This is a genomic window from Paenibacillus sp. CMAA1364, assembly GCF_054373195.1.
Genome location: NZ_JBITNB010000001.1, coordinates 358,197 through 373,673, shown reverse-complemented (window position 1 = coordinate 373,673; position 15,477 = coordinate 358,197). Strand labels below are relative to the sequence as shown.

The 15,477-nt window shown below is 37.3% G+C and carries 13 protein-coding genes; all 13 read left to right on the top strand.

What is annotated here, in order from left to right; translation table 11 throughout:
- Window positions 1–110 precede the first annotated feature (110 nt).
- Window positions 111–950: a cupin domain-containing protein gene (locus ACH8E3_RS01875; protein ID WP_458630878.1), complete on the top strand. Its 840-nt coding sequence runs from the start codon at window positions 111–113 to the stop codon at window positions 948–950.
- 272 nt (window positions 951–1,222) lie between these two features.
- Window positions 1,223–2,593 (top strand): ABC transporter substrate-binding protein, encoded by a 1,371-nt coding sequence (locus tag ACH8E3_RS01870; RefSeq protein WP_458630877.1) that lies wholly within the window; start codon window positions 1,223–1,225, stop codon window positions 2,591–2,593.
- Between the two features lie 139 nt (window positions 2,594–2,732).
- On the top strand, window positions 2,733–3,602 hold the full coding sequence (locus tag ACH8E3_RS01865) for a carbohydrate ABC transporter permease (RefSeq protein ID WP_458630876.1): 870 nt from the start codon (window positions 2,733–2,735) through the stop codon (window positions 3,600–3,602).
- Window positions 3,602–4,438 (top strand): carbohydrate ABC transporter permease, encoded by an 837-nt coding sequence (locus tag ACH8E3_RS01860; RefSeq protein WP_458630875.1) that lies wholly within the window; start codon window positions 3,602–3,604, stop codon window positions 4,436–4,438. Before ACH8E3_RS01865 ends, ACH8E3_RS01860 begins: the two co-directional genes overlap by 1 nt.
- A 29-nt stretch (window positions 4,439–4,467) precedes the next feature.
- Complete coding sequence (locus ACH8E3_RS01855; protein ID WP_458630874.1) at window positions 4,468–5,592, top strand: Gfo/Idh/MocA family protein; 1,125 nt, start codon at window positions 4,468–4,470, stop codon at window positions 5,590–5,592.
- The gene (locus tag ACH8E3_RS01850) at window positions 5,589–6,029 is read left to right on the top strand and encodes a YhcH/YjgK/YiaL family protein (RefSeq protein WP_458630873.1); all 441 of its coding nucleotides are present in this window, start codon (window positions 5,589–5,591) and stop codon (window positions 6,027–6,029) included. Before ACH8E3_RS01855 ends, ACH8E3_RS01850 begins: the two co-directional genes overlap by 4 nt.
- Window positions 6,030–6,087: 58 nt before the next feature.
- A complete protein-coding gene (locus ACH8E3_RS01845; protein WP_458630872.1) occupies window positions 6,088–8,127 on the top strand; it encodes a sialidase domain-containing protein in 2,040 nt (679 codons plus the stop codon).
- A gap of 106 nt (window positions 8,128–8,233) precedes the next feature.
- Window positions 8,234–9,154, top strand: coding sequence for a dihydrodipicolinate synthase family protein (locus tag ACH8E3_RS01840; RefSeq protein WP_458630871.1), 921 nt, complete (start codon window positions 8,234–8,236; stop codon window positions 9,152–9,154).
- Window positions 9,155–9,359: 205 nt separating this feature from the next.
- Window positions 9,360–11,162, top strand: coding sequence for a sensor histidine kinase (locus ACH8E3_RS01835; RefSeq protein ID WP_458630870.1), 1,803 nt, complete (start codon window positions 9,360–9,362; stop codon window positions 11,160–11,162).
- Window positions 11,137–12,345, top strand: coding sequence for a response regulator transcription factor (locus ACH8E3_RS01830; RefSeq protein ID WP_458630869.1), 1,209 nt, complete (start codon window positions 11,137–11,139; stop codon window positions 12,343–12,345). The genes ACH8E3_RS01835 and ACH8E3_RS01830 overlap by 26 nt, the downstream gene beginning before the upstream one ends.
- 240 nt (window positions 12,346–12,585) lie before the next feature.
- Window positions 12,586–13,056, top strand: coding sequence for a YhcH/YjgK/YiaL family protein (locus tag ACH8E3_RS01825; protein WP_458630868.1), 471 nt, complete (start codon window positions 12,586–12,588; stop codon window positions 13,054–13,056).
- Window positions 13,057–13,104: 48 nt separating this feature from the next.
- The gene (locus ACH8E3_RS01820; protein WP_458630867.1) at window positions 13,105–14,511 is read left to right on the top strand and encodes an ABC transporter substrate-binding protein; all 1,407 of its coding nucleotides are present in this window, start codon (window positions 13,105–13,107) and stop codon (window positions 14,509–14,511) included.
- An 82-nt stretch (window positions 14,512–14,593) separates the two neighbouring features.
- The gene (locus tag ACH8E3_RS01815; protein ID WP_458630866.1) at window positions 14,594–15,469 is read left to right on the top strand and encodes a carbohydrate ABC transporter permease; all 876 of its coding nucleotides are present in this window, start codon (window positions 14,594–14,596) and stop codon (window positions 15,467–15,469) included.
- Window positions 15,470–15,477: the final 8 nt, after the last annotated feature.

Genomic DNA, 15,477 nt, shown 5'->3' with positions numbered 1-15,477 from the left:
CGGTACGTACGGTGGTGTGAGAGGTCGGGGGCTAGTCGCCCCCTCCTACTCGATTGTTTATTATCAAGTGCAGATCAACATCACATCATAAGAAAGGCGGGTATATACATATGGAATCTAACAACCTCTTGCAAGCATTTAGATTGAATTTTCTTTATGCTGAGAAATATTCATTTCCCAATCAATGGACGTATTATGAGTCCGTCATTCCATATTCTATGATTCGATTCATTGAAAAAGGTAAAGCTCGATTTATTATTGATGATACGTCTTATGAATTGGTAGAAAATGATATCGTGTATATTCCACAAGGGAGCCAACTGCATTGCGAGGCTTTTTCAGATGATTTCACTTTTATAAGTATTCGGTTTACAGCTACTATTGCTTTAGGTGATATTGAAGTATGGTCTGAAATCATGGGGTTCGATACGTTGGTCAAGTGCCATGACGATCTGATTAAATATTATTTCGGTTCTATTATTCAGGAGAAAGATTCATCTCTTAAGGGAAGATACTTTACACTTAGAGGCTATTTGGAACTCATTGTAGGTTATTTAATTAATTCCTCAGAAGCAATATTCAATCGAGTGGATAAACCGAGGACGATTAAATTAAATAATAAAAATGACAATAGAGTTCAAATAACACTTGATTATATGCTGAATAACTACAAACGAAATATTAGTGTTGAAGAGTTAAGTGAAATGGTCAATATCAGTTCAACTACGCTTCGAAGATTATTTAAACAGGATACGGGGAAATCACCAAGTGAGTTCTTGATCCAATTAAAAATGACAGAGGCGGCGAAAAAAATATTAGAAACAGATGAACGCATTTCTGATATCGCTTATATGGTAGGTATTGAAGATCCCAACTACTTTTCTCGAACGTTCAAGAAACATTTTGGAGTTACACCTTATACGTATCGTCAGCGAGTGCGTGGATTATAAAATAATTTAACTTTATGTTCGATTTGTGCTACTAATAAGTGGTTTACTATGTTCAAAATTTTGAGTAATTTAGTTAAAGTTAATGAGTACAGTAGAGAAGAAGATCAATATTCGCTATGAGATCGATGGTTTATCATACTTTATACAAGAAAGGGGATGTTGATGGGAGGTTATTGTTAGGAATTGTTTCAAACAGACGATAGCTTAGGGGTAGCATTATTTGTTTATGTATGTTCGATTTATACTAATAAACAAGAAAGAGGTCATGGTATATGAAAAGAAAATTGCCTGTGATTCTAATTGTGTTGATGATGTTATTCGTGAGTGCGTGCAGTCAAGGAGCAGAGACGAATTCCGCAAATAATGCAACGAAAGAACCTACCACCACAACCGACAACACTCCAAAAGAAGAAGAATTAAATGGAGAGATCGTAGTATGGCACTCATTTACACAGGGGCCAAGAAATGAATTCATGAAGGAAGCAGCAGATTCATTTATGAAAGCGCATCCAAAGGCGAAAGTTACAATTGAAACATTCTCTTGGTCTGAATTTTATACAAAATGGACGACAGGATTACAGTCAGGTCAAGTACCTGATGTTAGTACCGCTTTACCGAATCATGTCGTTGAGATGTTAGATGCTGAGGCGATCATTCCAATTAATGATGTGATTGATAATATTGGTCGTGACCGCTTCTATGAATCTCCTTTGAAAGAAGGAACTGTAGATGGTAATAATTATTCCATTCCATTGTATTCTCATGCCCAAGTGATGTGGTACCGCAAAGACTTGCTAGAGAAAGCTGGATTAGAAGTACCTACAACATGGGATGAGCTTTTTGAAGCAGCTAAAAAAATTAACCATCCCGAGGATGTATATGGACTATCTGTTCCAATGGGATTAGGTGATTTGCTTGCCACTCGTTTCTTGAACTTCTATGTTCGTTCGGCAGGTGAGACGCTTATAACTGAAGACGGAAAGGCCAATCTTACAAGTAAAGCTGCCATTGATGGGATTAATTATTGGGTGAAGATGTATAAAGAAGTATCTCCAACAGGTTCATTGAACTTTAAAACGTTGGATCAGTCGACACTATTTTATCAAGGTAAAACGGCATTCGACTTTAACAGTGGGTTTCATATCGGAGGTATCGAGACGAACTCTCCAGCATTATTAGATCATATCGGTGCTGCACCCATGCCAAAGATTAGTGCAAGTGATGAAACACGTGGTATAGAAACTTCAAACATTCCAATGGTGGTATGGAAGAAGAGTAAGCATCCTGAGATTGCTAAAGCCTTTGTAGAAAGTTTGTATGAAAAAGAAGAATATATCAAGTTCTTACATTCCGTACCTGCGGGTATGTTACCTGCATTAAAGGATATTTCCGAAGAGCCAGCTTTCTTAAGTAATCCAACGATCACAAAGTTTAGTGAAGCAGTGAAAGTGATTAGTAATGCTGTGGATAAAGGGACTGCTATCGGTATGGAATATAAACCAAGTATTGAAGCAGGAATTATTACAAGCCAAAGTGTGATCGAAGAAATGTTCCAAAATATCGTTCTGAAAAATGAATCTGTAGACGCTGCTGCAGCTGCGGCAGAGAAAAAGCTAAACGATTTATTTCAATTAGCACAATAACTTAAGAAGGGAGGAATGATCTTCCTCCCTTCTCTATGGCTAAGGGTGCATTGTTTAGGGGAAAGGAGTATATATTCTAACATCATCTTCGAAAAGTGGGGTGCATCCGATGAGGGTCATCAGTGAGAAGTTTAGGAATATGAACAAAACGGGCTTGTTATTTATCCTTCCAGCCATATTGATTGTAGTCTTATTATTGATATATCCAATCTTTTCAAGTCTATATTTCAGTTTCACTTCTAAGCATTTAATCAAAACGCGTGTGGAATGGGTCTGGTTAGACAACTTTAAGTTTGTGTTAACTAATCCGGATTTCTATATTGCTTTTTATAATTCGATTAAATGGACAGTGTATTCTATCTTAGGACAACTATTGTTAGGATTCGCGACCGCATTGGCATTGAATAAAATACCGAAATACTCTGGTTTCTTTCGGACGTTACTCATTATCCCATGGGCATTTCCAGCGATCGTTATTGCCTTTACATGGAAATGGATCTTTAACGATGTATATGGATTCATGCCGAATCTATTGACAGCTATGGGTATGACAGATAGTAATATTAATTTCTTTGCCGATCCTAACTTTGTCTTTGGTGCTGTTGTATTCATTAATATTTGGTTCGGCTCTCCACTGTTCATGGTGAATATTTTATCGGCACTCAAAACCATACCTTCCGAACAATACGAAGCGGCTTTCATGGATGGAGCTAGTGCATGGCAATCGTTCTGGTCAATTACCATACGACACATCCGTGGTGTCATTGGGTTACTGCTCGTACTTCGTACGATATGGATATTTAATAACTTTGATCTTCTGTATTTAATTACAGGTGGTGGACCATCCAACTTGACGATGACTTTACCTATTTTCGCATATCGAGCAGGATGGGGTATGAAGCAACTTGGTGTAGCCTCAGCAATTACTGTAATTCTGTTACTATTCTTACTAACCATTTGTTTACTATATTTCAAACTACTGAATAAATGGGAGAGGGAGGATCGCTAATGAGAACTGTAGGTAGAAGTCGCACGGTTATTGCTCTTTTATATGTATTTCTTTCTATCGCTGCTATTGTTGCTGTCTTTCCTTTAATCTGGATCATCTTATCATCATTTAAGTCACCTGGCGAGATGTCTAGTCACCCATTATCATTCTTGCCGAAGAACTTTACATGGGTGTATTACGATAGAGTATTAAATAATTTGCATTTTTTCAGAAATATTAAGAACAGTTTGTTGATCTCTCTAGCAGCTACATTGATCTCCATCGTCGTGTCCGCTCTATGTGCATATGGAATTGTTCGATTCTTCCCGAATACAGGAAGAAAAATGACCAAACTTCTCATTACGACGTATATGTTTCCACCAATCTTACTTGCAGTTCCATATTCTATTATCATCGTAAAATTAGGACTCGTGAATACATGGACCGGACTCGTGATCACGTATTTATCATTCTCTATTCCTTATGCTATTTGGATGCTGACAGGCTTCTTCCAAACCGTTCCGCTTGAAATTGAAGAAGCAGCTAGAGTAGATGGAGCAGGGAAGATGAGAGTATTCATTCAAGTGGTCTTGCCCATCGTATCTCCAGGTATTGTAGCGACAGCGATCTATACATTTATCAATTCCTGGAATGAATTCTTATTCGCTTTACTATTGATTAATTCTTCAGCGAAAATGCCAATTTCCGTTGCGTTATATTCACTAAATGGATCTGAAATCCTCGATTGGGGAGAAATGATGGCGGCTTCTGTTATCGTAATTCTACCTTCCATTGTCTTCTTTATGTTAATTCAGAAGAAAATTGCAGGTGGACTGTCGGATGGTTCAGTTAAATAATAATAATATGATAAAGGGAGATTTTCATTGTGGACATCATAAATTATGGGATTATCGGTACGGGTTACTTTGGAGCTGGACTAGGGAGATTAATTGGAGCTTTGGATGGAGCTAAAGTTGTAGCTGTATATGATCCTGCTAATGCGCAGGAAGTGGCCGTAGAATTACAATGTGATGTGGAAGATAGTATCGAGTCTTTATGTAGTAGACCGGATGTTCATGCTGTGATTGTAGCTTCTCCCAATGGATTTCATAAGCATCCCGTACAATGTGCAGCAGAGAATAAGAAACATGTATTTTGCGAAAAGCCTATCGCTTTATCGTATCAAGACTGCAATGAGATGATTGAAAAAACGAAACAAAATGGTGTGATCTTTATGGCTGGTCATGTCATGAACTTCATGAACGGCGTTCGAACTGCTAAACGATTGATTAACGAAGGAAGAATCGGTGATATTCTATTCTGTCATGCTGAACGCAATGGTTGGGAAGAAGTTCAAGATGAGATTAGTTGGAAGAAGAAAAGGGAAGTCTCGGGTGGACACCTTTACCATCATATACATGAGCTCGATTTCATTCAATTTCTAATGGGCCCAGCTGAACGAGTATGCATGATGGGTGGTAACGTTGCCCATGTGGGTGAACAGTATGGTGATGAGGACGACATGCTATTCATTTCGTTAGAATTTGCCAACAATCGTTTTGCAACACTTCAATATGGATCGGCATTTAGATGGGGAGAACATTATGTCAAAATACAAGGTTCCAAAGGAGCCATTCTTATCGATTTGCAGGATGTGAAAGTCGTTCTGAAAACACCGGAAGGAGAAGAAAAATTTCTTCTCCACGAAAGTCAAGAGGTCGATGATGACCGGACGCGAATTTATAAAGGATTAGAAATGGATGGCGCCATTATGTATGGCAAACCAAACCATACACCTCCATTATGGTTACATGGCATTATGAATCAAGAAATGAACTATTTCCATTCCATCATGCAAGGTGGGGTAGTAGAAGAAGAATTCAAACCGTTGCTCGATGGTACGGCAGCTAGGGCTTCGATTGCTACAGCAGATGCGCTTACGTTATCTAAAGAAGAAGATAGAAAAGTAAGCGTGAAAGAGATTACGGGTGTTACGGGTGTGATGATATGATTTATGACAAGATTACAAATGCAGGACAGTATAGCTTTACAAATGCTAGGTTAAAGAATGCATTGGACGATATGGTTAAAGGTCAATTCACAGAGTCTATGGAAACGATAGATTTCAAAAAAAACCTAGTATCTTTTACAACGAAGCCTAAAGCCGAATGTCGTTACGAAGCTCATAAACATTATATTGATATTCACATCGTCACACAGGGACGCGAATATGTGGAAGTCAGCAACGTAGCATGTCTTTCTAATCTTACTGTTTATATAGAAGAGAATGATATTTATTTTGGTGATGTGACATCGGACCTCAAGTTCAAAGGGTATTTAGAACCTGGATATTTTCTAATCTGTTTCCCTGAAGATACCCATTTAGTGGGTGCGCATGAACTTGATGAACAAGTTGTAAATAAGGTGGTTTATAAAGTAACTATATAAGTAGATTGTATAAATATGTGTGGAAAGGCATAAAATTTCATAATATTGGAGGAGAAATATGACAAGTTTAAAATTGAGTTTTGTTGCGATGGTCCTGTTGTTTTCAACTGTGTTAACATCATCGAATGTGAATGCTCAAATATATACTCCAGTCATTAGTACCAATAATATAACTTTTGCTGCCAATCATTCAGGTTACGATTTATCACCATCCTTCACAGGAAATAACCTGTGGAATCTCGATAAAGGATCTATCGCTATACGATTTACAACTTCAAATTCATCTAGCGTGCAATCTTTATTCAGTGTTAGCAATAAAAGCACAGCAACACCTAATTCTCATTTTCACATTTATGTGAAGTCTAATACGGTAGGATTTGAAATTCGTAATCAAACTGGCGGGGATTATGAGAAGAGAAGTGTTAGAGTTCCATTGCTTAGTAATCGAGAGCATTCTATTGTTTTAACTGCCGATCCAGTTGTTGGATACACTATATTTTTGGATGGTCAAAAGGTATTCGTTGATGGATTAAATGATTTCGTTACTACGCGAGGATATGGATTCTTTAATGTAATACCTGGTGCTAATTCTGCCAAGATAGGATTAACCGATCGAAATGGTTCGAATGCTAACAAATATCCATTCATCGGCGGAGTAACCAGTTTTCAATTGTTCATAGATGTGATTTCTAATGTGGATGCCATTCTATTCACTAAGCCGTCTATCTATAATCCGGTTAGATCTACCTTTCTATTCGATAAGGATGAATGGAATTCACCAGCCTTCCGTATTCCATCGTTACTGACAACAAAAAGTAACAACATTCTAGCAATTGCAGACATCCGATATGGAGACAGTAATGACTCACCGAATAATATCGATATTGGAATTCGACGGAGTCTGGATGGTGGAGCAACTTGGACAAATCCCGCATTATTACTCAATTTCCTAGACTATCCGAACGTTCCAACTAGCCAATTAAACAACAGTGCATCTTATATTGATAGTGTTGTAGTTGAGGGAAACAATAATCGTATTTTTCACTTTGTAGATGCGTTCAAAGGTGGCGTGGGGCAAGCAAATTCCATTAACTCTAGCGGCTACACCGATATAAACGGAATAAAGTATTTAACCTTGGTAAATTCAACAGGGAAAAAGTTTTACGTAGCAGCTGATAAAAGAGTAGTCGATTCAACGACGCAAGCATTTACAACATATTCAGTAAACGATGATTTTGAACTGCTGAATAATGGTAGCCCAGCTGGAAATATATTTTACAAGAATTCTCCATTAAGTGTAGAGGCAACAGCATTTATCATAATGTCCTTTTCAGACGATCAAGGAGCATCCTGGTCCAAACCCCAAATTATTAATAATCAGATTAAAAGTAATGACATGAAGTTTTTAGGGACAGCACCTGGTGTGGGTATTCAACTAAAGAATGGAAGCCATGTTGGGCGTTTACTTGTGCCAATGTACTATACATCAAGTTTAAATAGCACAGAGTATAGTGCTGTTATGTATAGTGATGATAACGGGTTAACATGGATATTAGGTGAATCTCCAAACAACGGAAGAATTGGAGGCGCACAGAAGCTACATGAATCACAGGTTATCGAAATGCCTGACGGACAAATCAAAATGTTTGTTCGAACGAATGGTAAGACAGCCATTGCAACAAGTTTTGATGGTGGATTGACTTGGGATGATCAAGTCGAATTATCCAATGAATTGATTATGAGTAGTTCTTCGGGTTGTCAATTGTCTATCATTAACTATAGTCAATTGATTCAAGGAAGACAGGCGGTCATATTTGCTAACCCTGCTGCAACAACTAGATCCAATGGTGCTATTCGTGTAGGACTACTTAAGGAAAATGGTACGTATATTAGTGCTGATCCTAATAAAAATAATAGAATTATATATTCATTTGATTGGATTTCTAAAAAGATCATTCGTTCTGGTGAATTTGCATATTCCAGTTTGACAGAATTGCCTAACGGTAACATTGGAATTTTGTTCGAAGAGAATAATACAAAATTCACTTTAGATCACTTAGTCTATGAAGAATACACAATACAATCACTTCTGAATTAGTGCTCGTCCCTCCTACCTTATGTCTAATAATAAGGTAGGAGATTATATTCAACTATAGTTCTAAATTCTAATCTAAATTCAACTTGAAAATGGAGTGAAAATGACAATGGACACAACATTAATCTCAACATATGAAGGTATTTATGTCGCGATGTATTCGGTATATGATGAAGCGGGAAATGTCGATCAGAATCGTGTAATGAAGCTAGCAAGATATTACGTAACGACCGGTATTAAGGGGCTCTATGTTGGTGGAAGTTCTGGTGAAGGTATTCTACAGACGTTAGAAGAACGTAAGCAAGTGTTAGAAGCCGTGATGGCAGAAGTGAAAGGCGAGTTAGTTATCATCGTCCATGTAGGTGCTAATTCTACTAGAGAGAGTGTGGAATTATCTCAGCATGCTGAGAAATGTGGAGCAGATGTGATCTCTGCTGTACCATCTATTTACTATCGACTATCAGAAGCAGCGGTGGAGAACCATTGGCAACAAATGATAGACAGTACTACTTTACCTTTCATTATATATAATATCCCACAGACAACTGGATTTAATCTATCGATGAATCTTTTCAAAAGAATGGCGAAGCAGGAAAAGGTGATTGGTGTTAAAATGTCTGGGGAGAGTACGTTCGAACTTCAACAGTTTAAACAGAATGGTGGAGAAGATTTCCTCGTGTTTAATGGTCCGGATGAACAGTTCTTAGCAGGTAGAATTATGGGGGCAGATGGTGGAATTGGTGGAACTTATGGCGTTATGCCAGAATTGTTCTGTAAACTAAATGAATTTTATGTGGAGAACAACCTGAACGGAGCACAGATACTGCAAAATAAAATCAATCAATTTATACTTAAATTGTTAGGTTACCCTTCGTTGTATGGCGCATGCAAATATATCTTAAGTATCAGAGGAATAGAAACGGGACAACCAAGATTACCACTACTTCCAGTAAGAGCAGAAGATCATGAATCGTTAGTAGCGCTAAATACTGAGATTCTAGAGACAATTACCTTTTATATGAAATCTTGAAGTAGCAAGCATATAGCTAGATTGGATAGGCAATCGTATATAATGTACGATTGCCTATTTACGTAAGAATATAACAATAGTAGTATATAGTTCTTTGTAATACCGCTTACATCATTATATTGTACAATATAATATGATGTCTTATACTGACTAACGATCATACAATATATTGATTTCACAACAACATGAGAGAGGTGTTCATAACGTGAAAAGTATTCGAGAATTTCTGAGACGAAGAAATACGATTCGTAACAAGATATTTTTCTCCATTCTACTGTTCTTAATTATTCCTTTTCTACTAACATTCTATATTATGGATAAGCCACTAGAAAGGGTCATTGAACGTAAAATAGGAAAATCAGCACAAGATGCGTTGTTTCTAGTTAATTTTAACTTAGAATTATTTCTACAGGATATGCTACAGTCTTCAGTCAATATCACGGTAAACCCTAGTGTAACTAAACTTCTCTCAGATCCTGGAGCATTTAGTGAATATGAGAAGTTGCGTTTGAATGACAATATTCTAAATCGTCGCTTCAGCTCCTATTTCACAAATACATACTTGACCTTATTCGATCGATATGGCAATTGGCTGAGTACAAGTTATATGCCAGAAAGTCTTCTTAAGGAATATATTGAATCTGATTGGTATAAGGAAATGATGAAGAAACCCTATCAGTTCAAATGGATGTTCAACGATAAGAACTTATTGTATACGGATCGGAAATCAATTATAACTCTAGTAAAAACAATAACAGATATTCAAACGAGTAAAAATATAGGTGTGGTTGTATTTAGTGTGACAGAGGAAGATATAAGAAAGTATTTATCGGGGCTTGAAGGAAGTATATATCTCATCGACAAAAAGGATAAAATTATTTCGAGTCCAGATAAGAAAATGATAGGAAGAAATCTAAAAGAAGAACTTCACATACCTAAGATATGGCAGGTTACAAAAGGCCAGGAGATTATCGAGAAGGATGGAGAAAAGTGGATTGTCAATTACGATACAGTGAAGATCAATGGATGGAAAATCGTACAATTGGTTCGATACGATACTGTATTTAAGGAAATATTCGAAATTCGTCAAACGAATATCGTTATTTTCACTGTGATCTTTATCGTTTTTTCCATTATTACGTTATCTATATCTTACGGGATCTCACAACCTCTTAAATTATTGAAAAAAAGGATGCAGGAATTAGAAGATAAAAATTTTTATTCTGCTATTTCAATTACTGGACCTGAAGAAATATCCTCGCTTATTGAAACGTACAACAAAATGGTTACGGAAATACGTGGGCTACTAATCAATGTAAAGGATGAATACCAACAGAAGGAAGATATGCGATTTCGTGCCTTGCAAGCACAGATTAATCCGCACTTTATATTAAATACATTAAACAATATTAAATGGATGGCATATATTCGCAATGACGGTGAAGTTGGAGATATGCTCTCTAACCTAGGTGGTATTTTAGAAGGAAGCATTGGCAGAGGCGGCAGTCTTATCCCTTTACGAGAGGAACTGGGTTATATAGATAACTATATCCACTTAATGAAGATGAAATATCATGAAAAGGTAATGTTCGACATGCAGATTGCGGATGATCTGATGGATCAAGAAGTGATTCAAATGATGTTGCAGCCTATTATTGAGAATTGTTTACTTCATGGCATAGAACCCATGAATGGTACGGGACGTATCGTCATTCGTGCCTTCCAACAAGAAGAGAATTTCAAATTAGTTGTTTGGGATAATGGTGTAGGAATTACAGATGGTAGATTAGATGAAATTCATCGATTATTAGCGGCTGGCCCTGGCGAGCCACCACCTGAACGATTGGGAGTTAAGAATGTACATGAGCGAATAAGACTGCAATACGGGGAAGCATTCGGAATTCATATCACAAGTGATCCACTACAGGGAACATCAGTGGAGTATAAGTTACCCATAAAGAGAGTACAGAAAGGAATTGACGATGATGTTAAAAGTGATGCTGGTTGATGACGAGTTGCTAGTGCGCTTAGGCGTTAAATCGTTAATCGATTGGGAGAAACATAATTTTGAATTTATTGGTGATGCACCCGATGGAGAAAAGGCGCTTGAACTAATGGAACAAAAGGTTCCTGACATATTATTAACTGACATTATGATGCCTCGTATGAATGGACTTGAATTGATTGAAGTTGTAAGACAGCGCTATCCCAATACACTTATCATTGTGCTTAGCAGTCATAATGAATTCGAATATGTTCGAAAGGCGATGAAGCTTGGGGTAGAAGATTATATGTTGAAGACGTCACTAAAACCTGCTGAATTGTTAGAACTCATGATTGAAGTCGCAGGTAAGATTACCAAAGGTCAGTCGCACGGAATGTCTCAACCTGATCGATTAGAGTTACACGAAACAAGACAGGATGCTATTACGCAACAATTACAAATCAATCTTCAGGATGTGAAGGAAGGTAATTATCTCATGCATTCTGAAGAAACGATAGAGGTACCACCTCATAGCTATCTTTTTGTCATGAGAACGCGACATCATCGTGAAGGGGTGTCTGAATTAACGACAACCCAATTATTGAAACATCTCATTTTATCTGAACTAGAGGATTATCTTGCTAGCGAACCGGTAGCGATTGATTATCGAGAAATGGTTGTTCTACTCGAAATAGAAGATGATGATGACGCTAAGTTGACAAAGATTGTAGAGAACTTGATCCATGTTTCGAATCAATTACTAGGTATTACACTTCGGTCAGAATCATATGGTGCGGTCAACAACTGGGAAGAAATACGTAACATGTATGCCAAAGTGAAAGAGAACATGGGTAATCGTATCATCCGTGAATCGTCCCGGGATGATATTACAACGTTAATTGAATATATCACAAAGAATTTTACACAAGACATTTCCCTGAGATACGCATCGGAGATGATTAATATGAGTGAAAGCTATCTAAGCACTATTTTTAAAAAAGAAACGGGAACAGGATTTATAGATTGGATAAACTTACTTCGAATTGATCAAGCTGCGAAAGATCTGCTAGAAACTAATCTGCCTAGCTATATTATTGCGGAACAAGTAGGTTATCAGAACATTAATTATTTTGGCCGTATTTTCAAAAAAATAAAAGGTGTCAGCCCACAAAAGTACCGTTCTATTCACCAAAGTGAAAGCGTTTAACACACTGATATATCTATAATATTCGCTTGGATCAACTTCTAACAAAAAAAGTCGGAAGATATTGAAAGATTTAAAGGGAATGATCTAAAAAAAATGAACAATTTCTTCGATCTAAATATTGTGAATCATTTGTCGAAAGATACGTTCCTGTTATAGAGAGAGTTCTAAAGTTACAATAAATATGCAAGATATCCTACTAAAAGGACAGACATAAGAGCAAACAAAAGGGGGGGATTGAGCATGATTGTAGGTTCGACTAAGGGGTGGACAGAAGAAAGACAATTTGCACACCCGGTGTTGCAACAAGCGATTGACTTTCTGGTACAGACTGATTTCAGCACACTTGAAGAAGGGAGATACCCGATTTCGGGCGATAAGATGTTTGCACTGCTGATGGGGATCACAACGAAATCCAAGGTGGAGCAAAACGCAGAGAAACATGAACGGTTTCTGGATATTCACTTTTTGATTCAAGGAGAAGAAACGATCGGCTGGCAATGGCAAGATGGGAATATAGAACCATCCCAAACCTATAATTCAGAGGATGACTTCGTACTGTTTACTGAATTGAAGAATGAGACGATGATCAAGTTGACTCCAGGTATGTTCATGGTGTTATTCCCTGGTGATATTCATCGACCGGGTGTTACTGAGACAATACCCTCTAATGTGAGGAAGGTTGTTATCAAGATTGATCAGAGTTTATTTTAAGAGATGCTGAAGAGAAAAATAATATGGAATATTGAAAGGAGTTTACTTATGTTTAAAAAACGTTCATTTACTTTATTTACTTCATTAATCTTGGTGATGTCTCTACTTGCAGGGTGTTCTGGTAAAGAAGCAGATACTGCCGCACCAAACAATGACAGCGCTGTCAAAGAGAAAGAAAAGGTGGAAATTGCAGTATGGCTTACACCGCAATGGAAGGGTGTCTATGATGCGACAGAGAATAATGCGGATTACGATAGTTTCTTTAAAGAAGCAGCAGAGAAGTTTGCAAAGCAATATGATAAGTACGATGTCAAAGTAAATGTTCAAGTCGTAGCTGGCGATCAGAGAGATGAACTGCTAAACGTTAACTTAAATGGTGGAACACCTCCGAACGTGTTTTATGAAAGCGTATTCGCAATGGGTGACTATGCTCATCGTGGAGCGTTAGAACCACTAAATGATATTGTAGACGACAGTGCAAGAAGTGATATTGCAAGTGGTTATTGGGACAACGTAACGTTCGAAGAAGATATCTATTTCTATCCGTTCGCACATAACCCAGGTACATTAGCGTATAACGCAGATATGTTCAAAGCTGCGGGTCTTGAAGATATGCTCGGTGGGGAATTAGAGATCAAGACGTGGACTTTAGAAGAATATGAGCAAATTCTTGAGAAGTTAAAGTCAAACACACCAAAGGATAAATATCCTAATGCCTATCCTATGGCACTTTATGGATTGAACAATCAAGGTGATACTTGGAATCTAGCTTATCTAAGAATGTTTGGAAATAAGTTCTTTGATGATCAAGGTAATATAGTGGTTGATGATGAGAATGGCGTAAAGGCAGCAGAATGGTTGAAGAAAATCAATACAGCTGGTTATACCAATCCAGGGGCTGAATCGGTATCTTCAAATGATGCGAATGCCATGTTCCAGAATCAACAGCTTGGGATCAGCTTTACGAATGCCGTATTGTTTAACAATGCCAAGGCAGATATGGAATCAGGAAAAGCACCTAAATTTGATGTTCGTCTTGCGAATATCCCATCTGTAAGTGGAGATCCTCTTACTTTCACATATGTTGTTGGGGCAAGTGTATTCAAATCAGGTGACGATGTGAAGACAGAAGTATCTAAAGACTTCGTTAAGTTCTTCTCTACTGATCCAGAACTTGTGAAGGCATCAAAGAACAGTATTCCAGTAAGAACATCCGTTGTGTCTCAATACAAGGATCAATATCCTTTCTTTATGGCTTATGATGCAAATGCTAAATATACATTTGCATTCACAGGTAACGTTCCAGGATACAGTGAGCTTAGACAAGTACTATATCCAGAATTGCAAGCGATCTATATTGGTGAAAAGACACCTGCACAAGCGATTAAAGACTATCAAGAAAAAGGCAATGTGGTTATTCAAAAAGCCAAAGAAGGCTCAACACTTTACAAGTAATCTCTTTATTTGAAATAACAATCTGAAGCCTTGTGTTTGCATAGAAACCAAGGCTTCAAATTTAGAAAGGTTACGGATACTCATGAAATTACGAAATCACCGCTTGAAAGAAAACGTGACCGGTTATCTTTTTATTATGCCGCAATTACTAATGTTCTTGATATTTATTGTGTATCCCATTATGGAAGGCATGCGGTTAAGTTTATACAAGGTGCAATACCAGACGGAGACATTTGTAGGTCTAGATAATTACATCACATTGTTCAATGATCCTGTGTTCTTTAAATCTATTTATAATACGGTAATCTTTGTGTTCTTTATTGTCATATTGACTGTTGGATTCTCTTTGTTTGTGGCATCAGCAGTATTTGACAAAAATGCGAAATACGTATCATTTATTCGAGGTAGTTACTATATTCCTGTTATGGTATCTATGGTTGTTATGAGTATGGTATGGGGTTTCTTGCTTAATCCAGCTAACGGACTTATTTCTTATATGGCAAGAGAAATGGATTTGAGTACGATCAATCTATTAGGTAATAAGAAAACGGTTTTACCAGTGATCATCTTTGTAACCTTTGCGACCAACGTAGGGCAAGCTATTATTCTATATATCGCTTCTATGATTGGTGTGCCAAAAGATTTGTTTGAAGCAGCTGAAATGGATGGGGCAAGCAGATTAAATGTGATTTTTCATATTTTGATTCCACTGGTTAAGCCGACAACAATATATATAACTATTATTAACATTATCGCCGTTCTTAAGATATTCGTTGTCATTCAGCTATTAACAGGCGGAGGTCCAAATAATGGTTCTGTAACGATGATGTATTATCTCTACAACAATGCATTCAAGTACAATCAGCTCGGCGTCGCTTCCGCGGTAGGGGTCATTATGTTCTTTATCACATTATTATTCTCCGTGCCTCAACTCAGAGCGATGTTCAAGGATAAGTGAGGGATAAA

Bases quoted from the DNA above. Each gene is read 5' to 3' on its own strand.
- ACH8E3_RS01875 (WP_458630878.1), top strand. From the start codon at position 111: ATGGAATCTAACAACCTCTTGCAAGCATTTAGATTGAATTTTCTTTAT.
- ACH8E3_RS01870 (WP_458630877.1), top strand. From the start codon at position 1,223: ATGAAAAGAAAATTGCCTGTGATTCTAATTGTGTTGATGATGTTATTC.
- ACH8E3_RS01865 (WP_458630876.1), top strand. From the start codon at position 2,733: ATGAACAAAACGGGCTTGTTATTTATCCTTCCAGCCATATTGATTGTA.
- ACH8E3_RS01860 (WP_458630875.1), top strand. From the start codon at position 3,602: ATGAGAACTGTAGGTAGAAGTCGCACGGTTATTGCTCTTTTATATGTA.
- ACH8E3_RS01850 (WP_458630873.1), top strand. From the start codon at position 5,589: ATGATTTATGACAAGATTACAAATGCAGGACAGTATAGCTTTACAAAT.
- ACH8E3_RS01845 (WP_458630872.1), top strand. From the start codon at position 6,088: ATGACAAGTTTAAAATTGAGTTTTGTTGCGATGGTCCTGTTGTTTTCA.
- ACH8E3_RS01840 (WP_458630871.1), top strand. From the start codon at position 8,234: ATGGACACAACATTAATCTCAACATATGAAGGTATTTATGTCGCGATG.
- ACH8E3_RS01830 (WP_458630869.1), top strand. From the start codon at position 11,137: ATGATGTTAAAAGTGATGCTGGTTGATGACGAGTTGCTAGTGCGCTTA.
- ACH8E3_RS01825 (WP_458630868.1), top strand. From the start codon at position 12,586: ATGATTGTAGGTTCGACTAAGGGGTGGACAGAAGAAAGACAATTTGCA.
- ACH8E3_RS01820 (WP_458630867.1), top strand. From the start codon at position 13,105: ATGTTTAAAAAACGTTCATTTACTTTATTTACTTCATTAATCTTGGTG.
- ACH8E3_RS01815 (WP_458630866.1), top strand. From the start codon at position 14,594: ATGAAATTACGAAATCACCGCTTGAAAGAAAACGTGACCGGTTATCTT.